The organism is Alcaligenes sp. 13f, from assembly GCF_020496585.1.
Lineage (GTDB): Bacteria > Pseudomonadota > Gammaproteobacteria > Burkholderiales > Burkholderiaceae_B > Alcaligenes > Alcaligenes phenolicus.
The window spans coordinates 84,277-106,167 of the sequence record NZ_JAHKKC010000006.1 but is presented as its reverse complement, the minus strand read 5'-3'; the positions used below and the strand labels follow the sequence as shown (position 1 = coordinate 106,167).

The following is a 21,891-nucleotide window of genomic DNA, read 5'->3' as shown; positions in this document are numbered from 1 at the left end:
CTGAAGACCGACTCGATAGGGTCAGGCCACCTAGCCCTCATCGCATGCGCAAGCCACCTGAACTCGTCGTCGCCGGGGCGGTCCCCAAGTCCGGGCCCGTTCGGGAGGAGCCATTTGAAGCATCTTATTGTCTGCGAGAAGTCAGTCACGATGAAATGGGATTTTACTTCTTCCCACCAAAAAATTTCCCTAGCAGTGGAAGTCGTCCGGAGTTGGCTGCTCCGTTTCCTCCTTCACTTACCATTTTATCGATACCCCCGGCAATATTGAATCCGGCCCATGCCATCATCGACGACCAAATGATCGGTAGACCGACATACAACGACAATAATATCGTGTTCAGTACCATTCTCTTGTAGCCAGCCGGAATAGCTCCTTTACCGATCATCATGGCTTCTTGGACAAATATATTGCCCAGAGCGCCAGGGTACATGGCGTTGATGAGGTGGCCGTCGATCCAAGTGGCGATGTACCACATCGACGCCCACATCTTGATAGTAAGAATGGCCATGGCACCTAAGAACAATACCCGGAGACTGAAACCGCTGACCAAGGTGGCCAAGGGTAGAAAAGCGTAGATCCCCATGAGGACTAAGGCCTGGATCATAGGTAAGGACGTCACTAAGGGCATCCATGCCATGCTGGCCATGAAGGCTGCCCCACCAACACCGAGCGTGCTTCCTGCGCCCGTTATTGTTCGACCCGCGACCGTGGCAGAGTCATAGGGAGTCCCCATCATTTGGTCGAAATCAACAAAGACTGGATTGGCTGCGGTTGACGCCAGACGAGCCACTTCATCTTTTTGTTTGTCGAACGACGTAAAGGTGAGAACGTTCGCTGCTCTGGATGCGAACGCTCGCACCCCAGGGCTTCCATCGATCAGCTTTTCTCGTAGCTGATCCTCCCACCATTGCTTGCAGGTTGGGCGTCCAAACTCTGGGTTTACCGCGCCGGTGACTTGTGGATCCACGTCGCTCGATGGGTCGTAGTACTCCGTATCGCGGGAGTAATCGATCGCAAAACCAGTTACTGGAGCACGACTGCGCATGGAGGCGTAATATCCAGGCTCAGTTCTGAAAAACTGGCTGCCCATCCAATCCACATCAGTTGGTCCATAGTCGGTATTGGATTCTGCCAAGATCGAGGCACCTGATGCACTGATTCTGCTGCGATCGCTGCGCAGATACTGACTGCGTGCCGGGATAAAGCATTCGCTATAAAACCGTTGCACATCGCCGAGCAACGCGGGGTCTTCGATTGTGGCATTCTTGGCCATATCCTCCAAAACCCGCATGTCAGAGCCGGAATTATTCATGCCATTGCGAAAGGCATTGTTTATCCCAGAGCTGATGGACATGATGGAATACCACCATAGGGGCACGTTACTCAGTCCGCTGGCCTGACTCATGCTTCCATCAATAGCATCGCGTAGTGCCGTATCGTAGGTGCTGCCACTGGCTCCAGGCGTTGCCTCTACAGGGTTAGGGTTATCAATCGAAGGAGGAGGCACGTACGACAAGCGCGCATACGTTAGGCTTGTGATGGGCGATGTGAAAAAGCAGACCGACATCACAAACAACATGACGATAAGCTGGGTTTGTACGCTTTTGATGACCCCCATAACGCCGATGTCTTGCATTCCTCGCTGGCCAGCTTCGCGCCAGGCATTGAGGACGACCACCAGAAAGGGGATGACGACCAAGCCGGTGCCGGTCACGATCTCGCCAAAAATATTGGCAAAAGCCCACCCGTAGAAAGTGGTAAAGAGTTCGAGGTAACTGTCTAGTTGCATGGCTTATTCCCCCACCTAAGCCGTAATGAGCGCTATTGCCAAGCGCCAGATACGGTCGAGGCCAATCGGGATCAAGATTAAGTACAGTGCGATAAATGCGGCCACCTTGCGGCGGCTGGCCAGCACGGCGTCATATTCGAATTCTTGAACAATATGTCTGGCTTGAAGCCAGCGAACGACGGCTGGCCAGCGCCCGATTATGAGTAGTGCTGCGATACATTGAGCGAGAGCACCGATATCTCGCACTGACGTCGTTCCCTCAAGCAGGGTCAGGAGTTTATGTTCCTGGCCGATAAATGACTGTGCTAGTGCGCCGAGCAGCCCAATGAGCAGCAGAAATCCGGCCATACCGATAGCGAGCCATACCAAGGCTCGCCACAGCCAGCTGCGTTTTTTGGTGAAAGCGACTTGTGTCATAGTCCAGGCACCCGTCCACCCACTGCTGGGGCAGGATCAACAGGGTTGCCGCCCGGTACGTTCAGCGATTGAGTGTCAATGGCGGACTGGGTGTTGATAATTGACAGTGCCGTCTGGGACGTCAGATCCTTGCGGATCCGAGCCTCATACATCAAGTCGTCAATGTAGCCACTTAAGCGATCGACCGAGGCCTGGGTGTTTTGGATGGCATCTCCTGCAGCTGTCACCTCCGGTAGGGTTAGGCCTGTCATCAAGACGCTACGTGCCACCAACGCTTTATTGATCACCCGGTGCATCGCCATTTCCTGAGCAATGCGGTTCACAGCGATGCTGCGGGTGTCAGGCGGCATCGCCCGTAATGAGTCAAGCAACTGGGGAGATACGGCAAAGCCAGGAGCTGAAATTTCTGCGAGATCGGCGTACGTGGCCGAGTTCGATGGGTTGGCCATTGCCTCTAGCTTAGGCTGGACGAAATCGACTTCGGCTTCATATTTGGGCCCCAGTCCGCTGGAGGTCACGACCGTGGTTGGGGCGGGGCAGTGATGCTGGCCGCAGGTATAGACCTTCTGATCCCCCAGGACTTCGGTTGTCCATTGAGCAAGCTCTGCCGGCGATTTAAACGCACGAACCAGGCGAGAGTTTTTCTCGGCAGGTGAGTTACTGTAGTCCGTGGTCTCTGATGCGGTGATTGGTTTGTTGAGGGTAGCGTTATAGCCTGCCACAGAGAGATCTCGCACCGGCTCAATGGGTCGGCCTCCTACACCCCCGGCATTTTGGCCAAAGACCCATGGCACCCCGGCCTTATTGGCCTCTTCATTCTTCTCAATGTCGATTTTTGCCTGGTAAATATCACCTTGCGCGGAGGCCTTGATCTTCCAGCCTTCACCTTTGGCCATCTTGATCCAATCCTCATAGGGGTTCTGGCCCGCTTTGACCATGGCCTCCATCTCTTCGCAGGATTTAAGGCTGGCCCCGAGCAGGAGATCCACCTTTTGCGAATAGTTTTGAAAAATCTGATACAGGCCTGGCTGTGCGCGTTGCAAGACGTACAAGGGGAGGGCAGCGATACCAGATTGAATCGCCCCAGTCACCGTCTGGCCCAGGTTGTTGAGGTTGTTCATGATGTTGGCCCAAGATAGGCCTATATCAAACTTGCCACATGAATAGTTCAGTCGAGCATTTCCTCCAAAGCCTAAGTTGTGAGCGACCTGGCCGCGATAATTTGCAGAGCCGCCGGGCGAGCCGCCTCCCATTCGGTAATACAGCGAAGAGCCGCGTACGGGTTGCGCGTAGGCGTCGGGTATCACGCTCATGGAGGTCAACGCAAGAGCCAGCATCATGGCGGCTGGTTTCAAGCGCAGTGTGAACGGGCATTGTGGTTGTTGCATAGATATTCTCGTCCTTCGCTTAAGGGATGCTGTATAAAAACTCACCACGGATGCGGCAGCAGTCATAGTGGTTCCACATATTCCACATATAGCCATCGGCACCATCGGTTTTGTAATCGCCGAAGCTGGCCAGGCTCATTGAGTCATCTGCACCAAAGGTCATGCAGGACCGCTGAGCACTCGGATAAATCATCTGCCAGGTAGTGGGCTTGGAGGTGGGGAAGTACTTGTAGCCACTACCGGGTTGCAGACGCTTGTAAATGTGGGGCTGTGCCGATTGCGAGATGATGCTTCCGACACGCGTGGCCAGAACGGCGGAGGCCTTTACAGGGTGTGACTGCACAAGCTCGCCGTTACGTGGGTATATAGGCCCCCAGGTCGTGGAAAGGGGCGAGGTGCTTACTTCCTCTGTACCAGGCACCCATGATTGGGGGTAAAGCATCTCCAGCGGCCAAAAGCCTCGCCAGCTCATCGCGTCCATGTCTGACTGAAAATGCAGATTGAACACCGACGCTGAGCCGGGGCAGAACATCTCAGATAGCCCACCGGAGGCACCCAGGCGCTGAGCGATCTGCACCATGTCTCTGATTGGCCCAAGATCTGCACCCACCATATCGACACCGGACAAGCCAATGGCTTGGGTGCTAACGCTTCCACCAAAGACATTGCCCAAATTTCCAATTGATGAGCTCAACTCGCCAAGTTTTGCCGGAAATGCAGAGACGGAGGAAATGATGTCTGCTGGTGCATTGGCCATTGCACGGGCTGCTTCGATGAATTCGTTGCCCAGCTGTTGGGGGACTTGCCGCCAAGACTGCGCGATACGAGGCAGTTCTGTGCGAGTGAAGGCCAACAATTCGCTATAGCCCGGAAACTGGAATGAACTGCCAAAGCTGGGGATGTAGCCGCTGGCGATGCTGGCAATCAAGCCTGCGGGGTTGCCAATGGCGTCCGCACTTTTATATGTAGTCACCTCTGTGCCCTCGCGCTGTGTTCCTGCTGATGCGTCGATCGGGGCGCCGACTACGGCTGATCCCACTGAGGATATAGCTGTCGCCAATGGCTTACCCACCTCAGCCCAAGGGTGAGCCAGAGGATCGTTGTAGGTGCTGATCACGACATCGGGCACGTAATGTGCAACCCGAACCGACGTCCGGATGAAGCAGCCAATGAGCGGGATGCAAACCAGCCAGACGCAAATGCCTTTGACCTGATAGGACGTGCAACTGGGGAGTGCTGCGACCGTATTGGTGACGACGCCCGCCGTGGTTGTGGCAGCTGTTGCTGGAACAGGCCGCAGTGCGGTTGCCAGCACCAGCAAACTAATCGCAAGCATGTGCCGAAAGCGCAAAGTAGTGATTGACATGAGTGCCCCTTAATTTTGGCTGTCACGCCAGGCCATAAGCGCCTGGTCAACGTCGACATAGCCAAAGACTACATAGCGCTGGTTGATGACCACCGCTGGTAATCGGTCAATCTGATAACGCTGTGCGCGTGCCAGGCCGTTAACGGCACTCGCGACCATGGGTTGGATCATTTGTCGCAAGCGGGCTTCATTGTTGGCAACCCATAGACGTGCTTCTGCTTCGTCTTGTGGCATACCTTCATTCATCTGAGCTTCGAGATTATTCATTGCATCCAAGCGGTAGATGGACAAGGCATAGTGTGGTGAAGTGCTTGGTGTTACCGGCATGGCAGTGTTGGCAAACACCTCTACGGTCATGACGCCTGCGTATAGGTCTTGGTCAGGCTGTTGCGCAGTCGCTGGTGTGACGACGGCAAGTAGTGCCGTCAGAACCGCGATGCAAGCCGTGAGATGAGAAACTCCTTTGCTAAGTGAGCGTATCTTGATCATGCGCGACTCCGCGCCAGCTCTTGTGCCACCATTTGAGCAGCCCCCATTTCGTTGATTCCATGCTTTTCCATCAGGCGACGTCGGTGTGCTTTCTCATGGCCCTCAGTCATGGCCAATGCAATCGGGAGAGCTGGAGGGACGTTGCGAAAGAGCATCTGGCCGGTCGCGGAAATCAGAACCCCTTCCGTGTATTTCGGCGGCTCTTTTTGGGCGGATTCCATCATGGCTCGCTGCTCGTTGGTGAGCGACCGAAATCGCACCACTTCTTCAATCTCTGCTTTGTCCATGGTCAGTAGCATCCAGTACTCACACATCGAGAGCACGCGCTCCATAGAGTCGGGAAAGTCTTTCAGGTTTTGTGTGGCAAGCCAGAACCAGGTATTGAATTTGCGCCACATTTTGGTGCCCTTGGCTATCTTGGGGCCAAGCAGCTCATTGGTTGTGATCAAGTGGCCCTCGTCCGTAAGGAACACCATCGGGCGACCAGAGTGTTGGTTCAGCTCGGCACGGGACTGTACTGAGTCGATGAGGCTTGTGTACGCAACTGCCAAGGCATCTTCATAGCCGTCTTGAGTGAGCGTACCCATCTCGACCAGAGTGACGTCTGCATCTGGCCAGTCCTGTCCCTCACGATTGAATAATTTGCCTCGCAGCGCCTGGGTGAAGGTCATCATGGACTGACCCATTTCTTCGGCGCGTGCACGCCGCGCCGGTGACATGGTCTGGTCCTTATTCATGTGCATCAGCTGCAGGGCCACATCTTGTGTCAACGGGTGCTTGGCTCCCCGTTCTTTGCAACTGATCGCGGCCATGATGATGGCGCGTGATACCAAGTACCGGTCGGCTCGACTCATCTGTGCGACTTCGTCCGCTTCACCGCCTGTGATCATCAGGATCGCGGCAATCAGCATCTCGCCCAGCAAGTCTCTTTTATCCAGCTCGTCGTCCTGCTCTTCGTCCTCTTCCCTGGCCTGGAACGTTTCATGAAAAGACACGTCGGCAGTCGACGGCTCATCATCTTGGCCAAGCAGGGCATTGAGCAGTTCGTCATCGGGCAGACCTGCGTTGCTTCGTGCCTGCTGCTCGGCCGCCACAAAACTCTCCATCACTTCACTATCATCTAGTAGTTGGTACGCATGAACGAACGGTGGCAAGGACACTTTTGCACTACTGTTCAGTTCAACTTTGTAGGTCGATAGCCCTCGGTCTTTAAAAAAATCCACCAAAAGACCAAAGGAGTTCCCGGCATCGACAATCACCAGCCGTGGCCGATGAATGGCCATCGTCATCATGGCGATGTAGTTCAAGGTGGCCGATTTACCGGCTCCGGTCGGTCCCAGCACCAGCATATGCGCGTTCTTTTTACGATCGCGTTTGTTGAGCGGATCCACAAACAAGGGTTCCCCGCCGCGATTCCAGAACCACATGCCAGGGTGGGGTGTGCCACGGGCACGGCCATACAGCGGTAAGAGACGCGCAATATGGGAGGCGAAGGTCAGACGGGATCGACGAAGTACCTGGTTATCGAAGGCGGGGTCATAGTTAAACGGCAGAGCACGCATGAATGTGTCCAGCGGGACCAGGTCATGCTGATTGCTGATGAACTTCAGGCCTGATGGGATCAACAGCGCATTAATCGTGTTGATGTTGCTATCGAGTTCATCTGTGCTGGTGGCAGTCGCGTACAGGGTCACCATCATTGGAAACAGGTGGTTGCCCCGAACTATTTCATTCAAAACGTTGGTGCATTCCCGGTAGGTTTCGATGGCCTGCGCCGTCTTAGCGCGTGAGGCATCCCGGATCCGCTCAATTTGTGACTCGACGATGTGTTGAGGCGCAATCGTGATGGAGACCGAGAGCATCGAGCCAGGAGGCAGACGGTCAAACCGTGCAAATCGCTCTTTACCGTTGGCCAGCTCCGCCGTGAAATGACCAATCTCAGGCTGCTTGCGCATATTTTGCAGGGTCAACGCCTTGACGGGTACGCCATCAAACTCAAACAATCCCTGTTCCAGGTTCGAACGGGGCTCATTGATGCTCAATAGCTCTGACAAGTCCCATCCAAAAATGGGCGTATCCTCGTCATCGGTCAACGGGGTGTCGCCGGGATAGGGTAATTCACGCATCATTTGCGTGCCTGGCGCCCAAGGCAGATCACGGTTAAAAAACGGCAGTAGCCACTCATACAGGTCTTTGCCGGTACAGCGGCGAACGGCCACACCGGCCTCGGAAAACGTGGCCATGATGGTGTTGGCCACAGACTCGATTTGCTGCACCGGCGTTTGTGGATCATCGGCTGCGCCGCCAAATCGACGATACAGGCAACAACGAACACGGCGGATTTGCCCGCGCCAGACTTGACCGGTGACAAGCGTATCGGTGAACAGGCCATTGGGTTGCGAGACATTCGACAGGTGCGAGCGCACCTCATCCAATACCGCCTGGGTAAACGGCGAGTTCAGGATCTCCTGGCCCAGGCCATCGTCCTTGTGTTGCTCCAGGATATAGTCGGTAAAGGTGTCATTAAGATGATCCAGGTTACGGTCATCATTGACAAAAAACTGAGCGATCCACGGTGCGCCGTTGACCGATGGCATGGCTTGCAAGGCCTCCTGAATCTTCTGGGCGTGTTCATTCAGAATTTCGATAGGCATGGCCTCGGTCGCAATCGGAGAGAGCTCAAACAGTGCACCGAGCGTATTGCCATCACGCAACACGAAAATGCGCTCATCAGGGGCATAGCTGATATAGGGCAGCATGTCGGTAAACGACGGTGGCCGTAGGGCCATGCGTCGACGATCTGCAACGGTCTGGCCAGGAGACGATGCCTTTGCGGTGACTTGAGGAGCGCGCTTACTGTCTGGTTGCGCTGCACGTTGACGCGTGAATCCGAGCAAGCTGGCCACATTAGCGATCATCTGCGCCTCCCTTTTTCTTGGCGCTGGATTTAGCCTCAAAGTAGTCACCTCGCCACTGCAGCAGATCTTGGGTGACTTCACCAGGTAGCGCATACTGTGTCTGGTCATACATCGGGAAGACGGTCACGTAGCCAGGAACCGGATACTGGCCCTTGGCCAAGTGAGGAAACACCACCATTACCAGGTCAGGGTTGGGCAGCCGAGCGAATCGCTGGTTCATGGAATCAACAGCTGACCAATATCGCTGGGTTAACTCATCACCTGGATTAATCGGTCTAGCCTGAGTGCGCTCACGCATCCGCTCCTGGGGGGTAATGCGCGACTGACGAGTCGCTTCGTTTCGATAATCAGTACCCCGGTAGACGTCCAGCACCGTTGGCGAATCCTTAGTGACCTCATTAAGTGGGGATTCGCGATCCATCATGACGGTGCAACCGCTGAACATGGCGGTGGTGATTAGAGTCAGCGCCAGGCGTTGGGCAGTTTTATTCCAGACCATAATGTGCTCCACGAGAAAGCTGCTGCGTCCCTTGCTGGCGGTACACCAGCTTGCGGGCGTTGGGCACCTTGTCAATTTGCAGTTCTTTATCCAGGTGAATAACTATTTGCTTGCCAGCCGGGGTTACAACGGCGTCGAAGCTATTCTTCAAACGGGAGGTCATCCATGCGACGATCTCATTGGTTGCGCCAGAGGCCGCTTGCCCCATGGCGTAACCACTGCGTGAGCCGGTGATTTGAGAGGTGGTATTGCCCGTGCCCAGATTGTTGGAGACGGTGCGCTGGGCATCGGAGTAAGCTTGTGCGGCGACATCCAGCCCCTTGAGCATGGCCAGGTCGGCCAGATAGGCCGGGGCATTGGTGACGAATTTGCCGGGAATGCAGGGATTGCCGTGTACGTCAGAGATGTAGCCCAGGTCCTGGGTGCTACCGCCGCCATTGACGTTGGCATTCCCCCCGCCTTTGGAGCGCTCAGAGATGGTGCGAACCGTGCCGTCATTAAAGACAAAGGTGACCGAGCGCACTTTTCCTTCTGAGCACGACAGCGCCATATCGCCGATTGCCACACCGGTGACGATCATCCCCTCAATGTCTGCTGGTAATTCAAAGCCATTGGCTGCCAGGTTGTCGCGGCCGACAATCGCTTTAAACTGCATCGGGTCAGTGACACGGCCATCAATGGGCACACGTCCGATGAGACTGGTCATCGATACTGCGCCGACCAGTGTCGAGTTCTCGGGAACAGTAAAGTACGGAATCGGTTCAGGCTTGGCGGCTTGTGGTGCTGACCGTGTTTGTGTGGCGGTGGTCCTGGACACAGGGCCCATGGAGCTATTGGCATAGGCCTGATTGCCACTGGTGCGGACATAGCGCGTAATGGCTGGTCCGTCATTGCCATTGCGGCCCTGCTCGGACTGCGTTACCGCGCTATACCCCATGGGAGGTAAAACACGGTATGGCCCTGATGAGGTAACAGTCGGAGTGGGCGATTCTGTTCCCAGGGAAAATGATTGTTGTGGGACCAGGGGAGTCGTTCGCGTCTGAGCAGCTCGATTGGCTGCTTCGGTCTCAGAGCGGGCCGGTGACAGTTGAAAGGCGCGTGAAAACGTATCGACTGCTTCGGAGCCACGCTTCAAGGTGAGGTTGACTGCGTTTTTGGCGCCCGTCTCGTCGCCGGTTGGGTCGATCGAGTCCGTACGGGGTCCGTCAAGATTGAGCGTGTCGCGTTGCTCTTGTTCGATGCGACGCGAGACCGTGGCATTAGCACCGCCCACGCGCTTATTCTCGGCGATGAGTTGATTGTTCATCTCGATCACGCGTGCCACATCACGCCGCAACTGTTCATTGCTGGCGGTGACGGTGCGTAGGGTTTCGGCGGCGTTGTCGTTGTCCGCTCCTTGCGCGGTAGGCAGTGTGGCACTTTCAGGTGTAGGAATGGAGGTCAATACCGAGTTGGTAGATTCTCCTGAACCCGTAAATTGCCTGTATATCACCACGCTGACTATTAAGACGGCGACACCACCGAGGATGGGGATCAGTTTGTTGCTGGACGTGCTGCTCATGCTGTTGTTCCTTTATTACCGGCAGGCTTCAAATCGGCGCTGGCACACCAGATAAATGGCGGTGGTGTCCGTCTCGGAACCGGCTGGGCCAATTCGACCGTGCTGCGCGGTGGCTGCAATCCATTGGCCGCGCACTTGCTCAAGTGGAATCTCCAAGGGGTTATGTGACCGGTTCTTGATGAGAACGGCTGTCACATAGAGCTGGCCAGAACGCCACTGACCAACGGGGGTGGATACAACATGGACGCCACGTATTAGGTTGGCAATTGGCTCAGCAGTGACTTCGACCTGCTGCACACCTGAGAACGGGGTGGCAAGCCGCTTTGGGGCATAAAGCTGGCGTGCGGCGTAGCGGGTGAGCTGGACCATATCTGTCGGTGCTGATTCCGCCATTTGCTGGCTCAATGTGTGTTCATTGGCCATGCTGGTCGCTTGCGCTGCCGCTTGGGAAGCGGGACCATCACCTCCGATCTCCTCTGAACCAGGCGATGAGGAAGCAACGACAAAAACCTGAAGTTCGCTACGGGCACTGGCTGTTGTGCTGTCGGCAACCAGATCGAAGGGAATTTGCTGCCCAGAGTCAATGAGCTCAGCAATGATTCGCACGGGTGTGAACTGCTGGAGGGCCGTGATGTACATCGTGCGATCAATGACTTCGATTCTGGCAATCTTGGACATATCCGATGGCACATGCAGGGCGGCAGGCGCAGGCAAGGTAATCATGCGTTCGATGCCCACAGGCAGTGGCGCACGTACCGGAGCTCGATTAAACACGGCTCGCTCGACGCCATGCGGTTTGTTTTGTGGCGGTTTGCGGATGGTCGTGCCGCTTTCGTCCTGATTATCCTTGGCCTGTTGAATGGCCGCATCCACAGTGCTCACCACCATAGCTTGGTCACCCATCACATTGACGCCAGCGGTTTGATACTCAGCGTTAGAGGGTGAGGAGCCAAGATTGGGAATCTCTCCCAGATCGGGCGCGTTATTCACTGCTGCGTTTGTTGCAGAACCCACATTGACACTTGAGTTGACGCTGTCAGGGGCTGGAGCAATAAGATCTGCTGGTACGCTCTCCAAGTTTGGCCCCAAGTCTCGCACTTGTGCCTGTGCGTACTGGGCCAGCCCCAAAAGAGCGCAGGCCAGAGCTGTTTTGCGAATGCTAAGAATGGCTTTCATGGATGACAATCTCACTCGCTTTGAGGTTGGACGGGTCGCACCTGGATAGGTGTCGGAGCGGGGTCGGTCACGTTGGTTGCCGGGTCGGTGATCGTGCCGGGCAATGTGGCGGGCACGATTTCTGACTCAGTTGGCAGCTCGGGACTTTGGTTGTTCTTCTGTACTGCGGCGACTTCGTCAGGATTCAGGCGGGCAGGGCGGTTGTTGCCATAGCAGTCAATGGCCAGCTTCCAGGGGTTTTTCTCGGGGTCAACGTCATATCGCACGACACGCATCGGATACCGTATGTAGATGTCTTTGATTTGTTGACCGCGAAATGTCTCTTGCAATTGCATGTCGAGCAGTACTGTCCAGGTGTTGGTGCCTTGCGAAATGACTCGTCTGGGTGAAAACCCAAACCCTGGAATCTCGGTCATGATGCGTGTGCGTGATCGCAACTCACCGGCTCTATCTCTTGTGTTCATGTCGTTCTCTAGCTGAGCGCGACAAGACGGGGTGATGTAGGCCTGGTAGTAGTAGATTTGCTTGCCGTAGTCCTTGTACCCGTCGGCTTGCCAGCGGTTGACCTGCTGCCAGATGTAGTAGGCAAAGCCATACACATTGACGTCAGGGACCGGCGACTGGCCGTCGGTCACGGTGACGACATCCCCGCCTTGAATGTTGGGGTGCAAATTGACGTCGATTCGATGCGGTGTGCGGGCAGCAAAGTACATACCCACAGCCCCAAGAGCGGCGACAACTAAAACAAGTGCGCCCAGTCTTTTATTTGTCGCCTGAACAGTGGCCAGGGCGTTTAAATATTTTGAACTCATACGTTGTTGCTCGCTTTATCCGCTATCGGTGTCACACCTTGAGCAGCGCAAGAAGAGGGGATGGCCGTTTCGCCCGTAGAAACAACGTTCTGACGGGACGGTTTAGGGTTGAATGAAGTGGACAAGCTAAAGGGCAAGGTCCGGCCCAAGCTCCAATAACCGTTGTGGCGGATGAATTTGGCTTTCACCCACCCACGAGAGGCCATCCAGTGGTGCATAGCCTGGTTGTAATAGCCGTCAGGACGGTTGCGCTTAAGTCCCGCCAGGTATTTAGAGGCAAACCACAAAATGACTAATGGTCCAAATAGCATGATGGCCAAAAGTGTTTGCCAGAAGCCGGTTATGGCCAGCAGTACCAAGCCCAGCAGCAGACACACCACGACGGAGATCAGACCGATGATTTGTGCTTCATCGACCGTCATACCGTTCAGAATGGCTGGTTGAACATTCACGCGATCGGTTATCGGCGTAGCGATGCCCTGGGTAACTTGCTCATCTAGCTGTTCAAGGTGTGGGGCAGAGGGCTTGCGAGCCATATCGACTTTTCCCCTTTACCCGAGCGTGGCGATGGCATACGTTGCCATGGCAACGAGTGCAATGGCCAACACGCCACCAGTAATTACGTACTCTTTCAGGTCACTGATATCAGCTTGACCGCGGGTGTATTGGTTCCACTTCGTGATCGCACCCATGACGACTTTCAGGAAAAAGTAGCCGACAAAGATCATGGCCAGAATAGTGATGCCCTGTTTCCAGTAAGCGCCCATCGCTCCAAGCCAATCGCCATCGGCAACTTGAGCCCCGTCAATGCCAGAACCCGGTGTGGGCATTGTGGGCAAAGCTGCCCTGGCAGGTGACGAAAGTAACGCTACAGCAGGGATCAAAGCGGCTTGCGCGAAGTGACGCTTGGCTTTTTGCCACCCCGCTCGGGGTGCCGCCAACAGAGCGTTCAGTGTGGTCATAGCTAAACTCCGTATGGTTTGATGTGTTAAGAAGTCCTGTGAGCGTCAAACCAACACCCACAGGATTAAGGACAACAGCACAACTAATTTGACGCAGGCCCAGACCACCTCTTCCTGCTTGAGTTGGCCCTCCCGGTAGTTATCCAGGGCGGTCATCACTAGCCAGGCAAAGAACAGAACCACAATCGCAACCGTGATGATCGTCAGCACGACTTTCATGGCGTTTGGGTCAACACCCGAGCCCGCTGCAAACGCCTCTCTCATGCTCGAACCCAGCTGTGCATTGTTCATGCCCATAAGGAGATCTCCTGAAGCTGCGTCATTGGCGGTAGTCGCCTCGCAGTGGCTCGACCGGGCGCGGCTGCATAGGGGCATTAAGGTGTTGTTGAATTCCCCGACGCATCACGTCCAGATCATTGATCAACCACTCATATCGAAAATTGACACGTTGAGATGGAGGGGCATCACGAGAGGCCGCGGCCACCATCTGCTGTACGACGGCCAGCTCGTTTTCAATTCGTGCCAGACTTTCGCGCTCACTATCGGCATCACCAGCCTGAACGGTGGCGCATGCGACGAGCATGAGCGCGGCTGCCCAGGCGCGATGAGTCTTACGTTCTGAGGGGCCAGATTGCTGTGGTTTCATTTCTGTCGTTTCTCCAATGTCGTGATGTGAGCGAGAGGCGCTACATATACTTTTTGAGGGAAGCCACTGTGGTGCTGAGCGTTGCAGCAACCAGCGCGGTGAAAATCAGAACCATGTAAGCGGGGTTGAAGCTACCGAAGGGCCAAGTCAAATACAGTCCGAATCCGCCAGTCAGCGCCCAGGCGGTGTATCGCTTAGCGTGGTGATATACAAAGGAGGACTCACGGCCGCCGCTCCACCGGCGCAAGTCACGCCGTACCAGGCCATCGACCGCACCCACTAGGCACGCAAGAACGAAGGCTGGCAGCGCATAAAGGGCAATCGAAAGTCGAAGCGCTACATCCATGGCGACATACATGGAAAGCACGAGTACCGTGCTGATAAATTGGCTGGCATCAGCGCCAATCGTTTTCAGCCTGGAGGAGAGGCTGTTGCCGTTAGCCTTTATTTCTTGTGCACGACGAAGGGCCTGTTGACGCTGCATGGCGGGGTCATGGCTATTGGCATACCACTGCAAGATTCCGAACTTCTCGTAAGGCCATGAGATGTAGCCGAGCATCTTGTTTGAGAAGGCCACTGTATTGGGAATAATCAGGCTCTTCGGGGCAGCCTCGATATAGCTCAGGTCCTGCTCCACGATAGAGCGAGCATGGCCTGTGCCTTGGTCCTTCCAAATCGTATGAATGCCGGCCAGTTCTATGAACAATCCCAGCACACACGCTGAGACAGAGACCATAAGCAAACCCATGACCATCTCAAATGTCATCAAAATGGGGCCGCGAGTGGTGGGCTTAACAGGGCGGCTGGTCGAGTTGGTACTCATCCGTGCCCCCTTGTGATCAGGCCCATCGTGTCAGTGCTTATCGCGCTGTTGCTTTGAGTGTCGTCATCGGGGTCAGGATCCTGCACCGCCAGATCAGTGGCGATCATGCCCGTGCCATCGGCGATTGGCTGGCTATTGAGCCAGTTTTCAGTGAACCAGTCGGTTTCACTGGCCCATTGCTCGGAAGTCCGGTAGCGGGCCTTCATTTGCGCGGCGACGTTTTGCAAAGACTGCGGTACAAATTCGTCGTTTCTTGCATCAGCCAACGGGATTCGGATCTTGAAGCGTCGATTGCCTTCAAGTAGCGCAAAGGCTTGGCCTTGCGGTAGTTCCAGCACATCGGCTGGTTCAATCATAGGGACCTTGGTTTTGGTCCAGATATCATCGTTGCGACTGATGAAATCGACGCCGGTGCCTTGGGCGGCGGTGTCTGTGACGCCTGACATTGGCGTGAGATGGACCACCTCGACCTCGGGAACCTGGTCCGTCAGTAGCTTGGCCGTAGTGACACTACGCACGCGCAGCATGACCAGGTGGTTAAAGTTGTCCAGGATCTGGCCCGCTTTGGCCTTATCTCCGACTTTTGCCTCAATATCAAATGCTGACTGTGTGTACGCGGTGATCCGAAAGCCCGAGCCCCCCAGCTTGTTCACCATGGGCACAAATTCAGGGCCTGCAATCTCATTGACCTCGTCAAAGTGCGCACAAATGGTCGGCAACACGATTTTTCCGTCTGGGGCATGAGGGTCCAGTCCGGTCTTGTAGAGTTTGCCGCCCACGCTGACCAAGTCGGCCAGCATGGAATTACCGACCGCAGAGCTGACCACGGAATCAGAGAGGGCATCTAAGCCTACGTAGACCACGCCTCCCTGCCGGATGACGCTCATCCAGTCGAAGATGGGACGCTTATCGGTTTGGTCGTAATAGTCAGGTGAGATCAGTTTGCCTACTGCGCCGGTGGTCAACTTCTCCAGGAATGGCCCCAAGGACGCGATGATCTTTTCGTAGAAACTACGCTCATAGCTAAAGGCGGCTGCCAGTCCTGCGAGGACCGTATCGTTGATCTTGGCCTCTTTGATGAGCAAAAACATTGCTACAAATTCGGGCTGTCGATCGGCCAAGGCTCTTGGCACCGGAGGCGCGGTTTTGCGATCCTGCAGCGCGAGCTCAAGGCTGGCCAGTCTTACTTCCCAGTCGATCAGACGGCCTTGGCGGGCTTGTTGGCCAAACACCATGCGGGCATAGTCCATGAACAGACCATCAATGCCGGTCACATCTTTGAGCAAGGCTTCATAGGTCGGGACACGACCCAGCGCAACTTGGGCCTGAGCCACAATATTGGTAAAACGCCAGGAGAACTCTTTAAAAGCGGCGGAGTTTCCGCTGCTGGGCAAGGCGTTGGTGGCACGAGTGGCGACTTCGGTGATACGGGAGAAGTTGCCGATGCCGTTGTACCTGGCTGAGATCTCGGGGTAGCCAAGATGGAACATGTAGAACTGGTCCAGGCGGCCTGCACGAGCGCATTCGGCATACATACGCAGCATCAGATCGGCATCCCCCTTGGGATCGATCACGATAGTGACGTGCCCAGCATGAATGTCCTGGGTGGCAAATAACTCCAGCAACCTGGTCTTGCCCACGCGCGTGGTGCCCATGACCAGCATGTGTCCATTGCGAGAAGATTGGCGAATCTTGACGGGGGCTTCGTCCATGCTGCCCACGCCATGCACGATGGGTGAGCCACCTAAGTCTGGATGAGGCTGCAATGGGTTGAGCCAATGATCAATGCCCGCAATTCCTGCAATGGCTCGCACAATGGGTTTGACGGGGCCTTTGCCTTGCGCTTGTTCGATGGCTTTTGAACCTAGGCTGCGTAGAGCCAGCTCTTTGCCCGATGGACGCACAAAACGCTTGGCCTGCGGTTGCAAGGCCTCACGTTTACGTTGTGTGTGCGCTTGCGACCACTCGAACCCTTCGCCCAGGTAAAACTCGCCCGGTGCCACGGGAATTTTGGCGGGAGCAATTTTCGTGACTTTGTAGTATTTCAGGTGATGGTGATAACGCTTGATCCGCATCGCCTGCTTAAAGCGGACCCCGCCAAAGTAGCCCGATCCTGCTGCTGCAACGTAGCCCAAAGAAGGGGGCATCATCAGCGCCCAAGGCGCCAGGGCAGCCGTGGCCGTGACGGACCAGGCCGTTGCCGCACTCCAAATTTCGACAGGTGGACGCAGTAACGCTTCCAAGACGGCGTTATTTTTCATGCGCTTCACCTCGTTCAAAACCTTCTGAAAAGATGATCTGTCGCGCTTGACCGTCCAAGCCAATCAGCACGGGATAGACAGTCACATGCGCTGCGGCAAGACGGCTCTGTAACCAGTGGCCCGGATCAGGGACGATTGGCAATGCGTTGGCTTGTCGCTGGATGTCTTTAAAGCGTTTTTCACTGGCTGCGGATACCACAATGACAGTGGCCTGCAGAGAAAGCAGGCGTTCCAAATGGAGCTTGAGCCATTCTTCTGAGCCTTTGTCGTCACCCACAATGGCTAATGTTTGGGTCATCCATTTTGGGTTAAATACTGGAACAGCCGATGGCTTAAGCACGCCAGGTTGTAGCAAGTTCGACGTCAGCGGAAACTGGATGCCGGCACCAACACCAGGTTGGTCTGCACCTGAAATTAAGGCCGAATAATAGGAAACAGCCGGAACCGAATCGTCCAGGACGACCGGTGCAGTCTGAGCGTTGACCGAGCTGGAGATCAGTGTGGTCGCTGCAAAGAAGGCGAGGGCGAGATTACGGTGCATATCGCCTCCAACCGGTTGAAGTGGCCAGTTCCGACGCATCTAAGCCCAGGTTGGCTAATTTGTTGAAAACGCCACGGCTATAGCGATTGCCGCGGCTGATTCGTTCTTGCGTATTTCTGGAGCCCGTGTGATAGAGAGCGACCGCCAAACGCCAGGAACTGTTGCGGTCAAAGTGTTCACGCAGAATTTGTGCACCTACATCGAGATTGGGGTAGGGATCCAGAGCACGTTCAAAGCTTTGGAGCTTGTCGTTGTGGTAGCCCCAGTTCACCTGCATCGCACCGCAATCCACATTGCGGATACCTCTGACATCCACATACTTGCGCAAGGCCTTGAGGGTGGCCTCATAGGAGCCATAGCGCTTAGCAGCACCTCTGACGCACAGAGTCCAAGGGTAGGGCAGCGTCTGCCGACCAAATTTCATTTGCGACTCTTGCAGTGCCACGCCGTAAAGCAGCCACGGATCTATGTTCCAGCGCTGTCCCGCCCAGTCATAAGCGCGGGGTGGCAACAAGGATGCCGTCACGATCGGCGCACCAGGACGGGTGCGTGTGCGAGGCATCTGACGAACATAGCCGTGGGGGATAGTCGTCTGCTCCTGGGGTGTGATCTTGGGCTCAATGCGCACAGCCGTATCTGACCAATATGGCCACCATTGCGGGTCCAGGCCTTCAGGCTGCGCCAGCTCCGATTGCGCAGGTGCAGCCATTGCCCACGAGCGCGTCATGACGCCACTGGCCGTCAGTGCCGTGAGGGCGCCAAGAAACTGTCGGCGGTGCATGGGGGTACCCATCACTTTGCAGAGCCCTGTGCTGGCACACTTTGAGTCAGAGGTGTGTAGCCCGGAGCGGGGGTCTCGATGATGGCCGTGCGCGGCACGTTCAATGTGTCAGCCGCACCTACCGTGGCGGGAACGGGTGGGATTTGACTGAAATTGACAACTGGCTCATTTGGGTAAAGGCGTGCCATCGCTTCGGTGAAAGCACGATTCCATGCCAATGAGCGCTCCACGTCGGCATGAAAGGCGCGGGCGAACATTTCGGCATACTTACGGCGCTCTGCTTCCGAGGTCGCGTGAATGCCCAGCGCTTCGATAGGCGAGAGGTTTTCCACCGAGAATGCTTTGCGAGGGCCTTCCAGCAAGGTTTTGGCGCGCAACATTTCTTCGTCGGTTAAGCCCCAAATATTGGCGCGCAGGCGATCTACGGCATCCAGCGCAATCGGATTACGCCCTTGTGACTGCGTAGCATTGGCGACTTCTTCGGTACGCTGCTGAGCGGTGGCCTGGGTTTGCGAATGCGCCATCGCAGGGAAAAACAGGGGCAGGCTGATGGCTACTGCTTTGATTTTCATAAGGCGCGGCATCACTGGCCCTCCACAGTTAATTTGGTGGTTTTTCCGTTTACGAGAAAAGAGGCGCTGCGCTCGGATGCGCTTGCGCTTTGCAGCGTGACGCCGTTGACGGTGTCACCTGGTCGCATCACTAAGGTTTGGTTGTCGCCTGCGCGTGTACTGGCGACGACAACGGAGGGTTTGCCATCCCACATATCGACTGAGACCAGACGAACGCTTGGCTTCGGTGCGGCCTTGGCTCGACGAGTGACCGGCTTTTTCACGGGGGCAGGTTCAACAACTGGCACCGCCTCTGGTTCTGGTTCAGGTGTAGGTGCAGGTGTGGACAGAGCAATCAACTGTTCGTTTTGTTGTAAGAGCTCATTGAGTAACTGCCTGATTTCGTTGACATCACGTTGCAGGGACGAGATTTGCACCTCAAATGTTGGTGTTTCTTGAACGGCGTACGAGGCTTGCGATGTTTCAAGGTTCGATGGGAACGACTCTCCGAGATCAATGGAAAGTTCTTGGAATTCCGTTGACTCTGCCGTGTCTATCGGATCTGTTCCCATGGGCATGTCAGAAGCTTTCTCTACATTGCCTAGTTCACTGGTGGTGGGAGCAGGGGAGGGCTCAGAACCCTTTTCCTCATGCTCAACAGGGGCGACCTGGTCTTCGATTTCAGCCAGTGAAGGTTCGGCTGCCGACAAGGCGGCTGTTTGCTCAACCACAGGTTGGTTAAACAGGTATTTCCAGCTCAAGAAAAGGACAGCAAAAAGCACCAACGCCAGGATTAGCTTCCACGGATAGCCTGTCTTTTTCTTGAGCGTTGGAGCATCGGTAAGCGCTGCGGATGCCAATGGGGATGGCGTAATGCTGGCTGCTTGCGGTTGATTTTCTTGTTCAGCAAAGAAATCGGTGACTGCTTCATTGTTTTGCGTCTCGGTCAGGGGATCCACTACAGACGAAAACACGGGCTCCACGTTCTGTTTTTCAACGCTTGCCGTTGGTTCTTTGCGAGAGAACAAAATTTGCATGACTGTTCGCAAGACACCTGGCTTGTTTGGGGTAGCGTCCTCCAACTCACGACGGGAGTCATAGTCGTGCTGATCCAGCTTTTCTTGGCGTTCACGCTCAAGCTGCTGGTCTTGCTCCATTCGTTCATGTTCCAAGCGCTCGAGCCGTTCACGCTCTAGCTGCTCGGCTTGCTCCCGGCGGCGAAGATCGTCTTGCTGCTGTTGCCATTGTTGATCTTGTTGGTTCATGGCTGCACCCCGCTGATGCGCTCGGTCAGGGGCAACCACGGCTTTTTAGGGTCAACTGTGACGGGGTAGGTTTGGGCGTGGAGCCAATTCTGTGTCAGTTCGACGCCTGACAGAGTCGGCTGTGCCGCTAGACTGATCCATAGTCTGCGACGGATGGGGTCCTCGTCCCAGCGCCAGGTCTCACCTACGAGTGCATTTAGGACATCACGCACTCGATACGTGCCCAGCGACCGCTGGGACTCTGGAAGGGGTAAGCGAAGAAACTGCGCGGCTTCTAGCGACAGCTTGGAGCGATCAAGCTGCCAGCCAGTCCGTTTGAGGGTGTACTCAATCGCACCATCAATGGTGGCTACGTCTTGACGTGGGTAAGTCAGTGCCACAAACACAGACAGGGGATCAGAAACGCTATGCCCTGGTGTGCTGGCTTGTGTGCTGTATTGTCCTATTCGCACCTGTGTGCCGTTGTCGTAGGTATCCCCGACCTGGGCTTGGGCCTGCAACGCCAAAACAGCCAGTGGCGCGGCAACAGCGAGTCTAGCTGTCCAGCTCATGAAGTACTCCATCCGATTGAGAATGGCGTTCAGTGTTGCAAAGGCACCCCAAGGTGTCGCTCGTTAACCCAAGGTCACGTAACACGGGGTTTCAGCTTGACGAAAACAGTTATGTGCGTTATCCGCGCGGCCTGCTATATGCGTTTTTGAGTAAGTGAAGAAAGGGTATTCAAGTTAAAATGTTTTGCATTGCACAATACAACTAGAACAAGAATGTGTTGACGGACTGCCGGGGCGTCAATCCGCTACTGGGAAAAGGTTGCTACGGGTCAAGGGCCTTATCCAAAGGGCCGCCGTCCACCTAAAAATCCGGTGGCCGTCGGGAAAGGCTTTACAGGTAGGGGAAAAGGGGGCTTACGGGTTACGCAGCGCTTCACCCAGGGGCTGGGTGAAGCGCTACAAATGGCCTCGGCCAGCATAGCGGGCTGTGACTTATCAGAACTTAACGTTGCGCGCAAGCGAGAACCCTAGGTTACGTCGCACCCGGTATCGCGTTGAGTGATAGCAAACCGCTTTGTAGAGTGGCCGCTATGACTATCCTCGCCCACCTCGCTGAAAACGAGCATCCATACCCCGATCCTGGGTTCCCCCATTTTGGGCGTGATGCGCACGACCGTGCTCATGCGATTTACCGCATTGTCGAGCTCCTGACTGAGCTCGGATTGGCTGAATGGGTCCCCCATTTTTCAGCCTGGCTATCGCGTTATGACGGATTAGAAATTTATGCCGAGGATGAAGATGATCCTCATCTGTGTGTGAGAGAGATTTTGAAGAATCATTGTCAGAACCTGGCGCAAGAAAGCAGCCAGGCCGTAGATCTCGCAGGGCGCAAAGAGAGCATTGTTGAAGATATTTTGCAGCAGCCATTTGTCCATTATCGGGCCCACTGGGGCAAAAATATGCTGCCTGATCCTGATTCAATTCAATGGAATCCACTGCAGATGAGCTGGTTCCATTTCCTGCAGCTGGGCGATCCGCAACATCCCACTGAGTCACTGCATATTTTGCTCACATTGCGACATCCTCGTCCGACTCTGGAGACGTTGCGAGCCCATTTGCTTGAACGTTAGAGCATGACTCACCGCCGAACCC

At 55.3% G+C, this 21,891-nt stretch carries 22 protein-coding genes; 1 reads left to right on the top strand and 21 read right to left on the bottom strand.

Annotation, left to right across the window (positions count from 1 at the left end):
* Positions 1–163: 163 nt before the first annotated feature.
* From KOE80_RS06760 to KOE80_RS06660, 21 genes are read right to left on the bottom strand one after another with little or no spacing between them, the layout of a single operon-like run.
* Complete coding sequence (locus tag KOE80_RS06760) at positions 164–1,792, bottom strand: conjugal transfer protein TraG N-terminal domain-containing protein (protein WP_226348692.1); 1,629 nt, start codon at positions 1,790–1,792, stop codon at positions 164–166.
* 15 nt (positions 1,793–1,807) lie between these two features.
* On the bottom strand, positions 1,808–2,209 hold the full coding sequence (locus tag KOE80_RS06755; protein ID WP_226348691.1) for a hypothetical protein: 402 nt from the start codon (positions 2,207–2,209) through the stop codon (positions 1,808–1,810).
* A complete protein-coding gene (locus KOE80_RS06750; RefSeq protein ID WP_222668021.1) occupies positions 2,206–3,597 on the bottom strand; it encodes an integrating conjugative element protein in 1,392 nt (463 codons plus the stop codon). The genes KOE80_RS06755 and KOE80_RS06750 overlap by 4 nt, the downstream gene beginning before the upstream one ends.
* Before the next feature lie 19 nt (positions 3,598–3,616).
* A complete protein-coding gene (locus tag KOE80_RS06745; RefSeq protein WP_226348690.1) occupies positions 3,617–4,963 on the bottom strand; it encodes a TraU family protein in 1,347 nt (448 codons plus the stop codon).
* A 9-nt stretch (positions 4,964–4,972) separates the two neighbouring features.
* Positions 4,973–5,452 carry a TIGR03757 family integrating conjugative element protein gene (locus KOE80_RS06740; RefSeq protein WP_226348689.1) on the bottom strand — a complete coding sequence of 160 codons (480 nt, stop codon included), beginning with the start codon at positions 5,450–5,452 and terminating at the stop codon, positions 4,973–4,975.
* On the bottom strand, positions 5,449–8,370 hold the full coding sequence (locus KOE80_RS06735) for a conjugative transfer ATPase (RefSeq protein WP_226348688.1): 2,922 nt from the start codon (positions 8,368–8,370) through the stop codon (positions 5,449–5,451). Before KOE80_RS06735 ends, KOE80_RS06740 begins: the two co-directional genes overlap by 4 nt.
* On the bottom strand, positions 8,360–8,869 hold the full coding sequence (locus KOE80_RS06730) for a TIGR03751 family conjugal transfer lipoprotein (RefSeq protein ID WP_045931315.1): 510 nt from the start codon (positions 8,867–8,869) through the stop codon (positions 8,360–8,362). The genes KOE80_RS06735 and KOE80_RS06730 overlap by 11 nt, the downstream gene beginning before the upstream one ends.
* The gene (locus KOE80_RS06725) at positions 8,856–10,430 is read right to left on the bottom strand and encodes a TIGR03752 family integrating conjugative element protein (protein ID WP_226348687.1); all 1,575 of its coding nucleotides are present in this window, start codon (positions 10,428–10,430) and stop codon (positions 8,856–8,858) included. Before KOE80_RS06725 ends, KOE80_RS06730 begins: the two co-directional genes overlap by 14 nt.
* A gap of 15 nt (positions 10,431–10,445) precedes the next feature.
* On the bottom strand, positions 10,446–11,606 hold the full coding sequence (locus KOE80_RS06720) for a TIGR03749 family integrating conjugative element protein (RefSeq protein ID WP_045931316.1): 1,161 nt from the start codon (positions 11,604–11,606) through the stop codon (positions 10,446–10,448).
* 11 nt (positions 11,607–11,617) lie between these two features.
* Entirely contained in the window at positions 11,618–12,418 is an 801-nt protein-coding gene (locus KOE80_RS06715; protein WP_080584946.1) for a PFL_4703 family integrating conjugative element protein, read from the bottom strand.
* Entirely contained in the window at positions 12,415–12,954 is a 540-nt protein-coding gene (locus KOE80_RS06710; protein ID WP_009454033.1) for a TIGR03750 family conjugal transfer protein, read from the bottom strand. Before KOE80_RS06710 ends, KOE80_RS06715 begins: the two co-directional genes overlap by 4 nt.
* A gap of 15 nt (positions 12,955–12,969) precedes the next feature.
* Positions 12,970–13,380, bottom strand: a complete 411-nt coding sequence (locus KOE80_RS06705) for a DUF2976 domain-containing protein (protein WP_081045521.1) — start codon at positions 13,378–13,380, stop codon at positions 12,970–12,972.
* Between the two features lie 45 nt (positions 13,381–13,425).
* Positions 13,426–13,677: a TIGR03758 family integrating conjugative element protein gene (locus KOE80_RS06700; protein ID WP_045931317.1), complete on the bottom strand. Its 252-nt coding sequence runs from the start codon at positions 13,675–13,677 to the stop codon at positions 13,426–13,428.
* Between the two features lie 22 nt (positions 13,678–13,699).
* Entirely contained in the window at positions 13,700–14,026 is a 327-nt protein-coding gene (locus KOE80_RS06695; RefSeq protein ID WP_003799953.1) for an RAQPRD family integrative conjugative element protein, read from the bottom strand.
* A 40-nt stretch (positions 14,027–14,066) separates the two neighbouring features.
* The gene (locus tag KOE80_RS06690; RefSeq protein ID WP_226348686.1) at positions 14,067–14,849 is read right to left on the bottom strand and encodes a TIGR03747 family integrating conjugative element membrane protein; all 783 of its coding nucleotides are present in this window, start codon (positions 14,847–14,849) and stop codon (positions 14,067–14,069) included.
* Positions 14,846–17,110: a type IV conjugative transfer system coupling protein TraD gene (gene traD / locus KOE80_RS06685; RefSeq protein WP_226348685.1), complete on the bottom strand. Its 2,265-nt coding sequence runs from the start codon at positions 17,108–17,110 to the stop codon at positions 14,846–14,848. The genes KOE80_RS06690 and traD overlap by 4 nt, the downstream gene beginning before the upstream one ends.
* A complete protein-coding gene (locus tag KOE80_RS06680) occupies positions 17,100–17,651 on the bottom strand; it encodes a PFL_4695 family integrating conjugative element protein (RefSeq protein ID WP_045931319.1) in 552 nt (183 codons plus the stop codon). The genes traD and KOE80_RS06680 overlap by 11 nt, the downstream gene beginning before the upstream one ends.
* A complete protein-coding gene (locus KOE80_RS06675; RefSeq protein ID WP_021446581.1) occupies positions 17,641–18,432 on the bottom strand; it encodes a transglycosylase SLT domain-containing protein in 792 nt (263 codons plus the stop codon). The genes KOE80_RS06680 and KOE80_RS06675 overlap by 11 nt, the downstream gene beginning before the upstream one ends.
* An 11-nt stretch (positions 18,433–18,443) precedes the next feature.
* A complete protein-coding gene (locus tag KOE80_RS06670) occupies positions 18,444–19,004 on the bottom strand; it encodes a hypothetical protein (RefSeq protein WP_223254036.1) in 561 nt (186 codons plus the stop codon).
* Between the two features lie 11 nt (positions 19,005–19,015).
* A complete protein-coding gene (locus KOE80_RS06665; RefSeq protein WP_226348684.1) occupies positions 19,016–20,248 on the bottom strand; it encodes a hypothetical protein in 1,233 nt (410 codons plus the stop codon).
* Complete coding sequence (locus KOE80_RS06660) at positions 20,245–20,799, bottom strand: hypothetical protein (RefSeq protein ID WP_045931322.1); 555 nt, start codon at positions 20,797–20,799, stop codon at positions 20,245–20,247. Before KOE80_RS06660 ends, KOE80_RS06665 begins: the two co-directional genes overlap by 4 nt.
* 530 nt (positions 20,800–21,329) lie before the next feature.
* Between KOE80_RS06660 and KOE80_RS06655 the strand changes: the two genes are divergently transcribed.
* Positions 21,330–21,869 carry a hypothetical protein gene (locus tag KOE80_RS06655; protein WP_131071802.1) on the top strand — a complete coding sequence of 180 codons (540 nt, stop codon included), beginning with the start codon at positions 21,330–21,332 and terminating at the stop codon, positions 21,867–21,869.
* Positions 21,870–21,891: the final 22 nt, after the last annotated feature.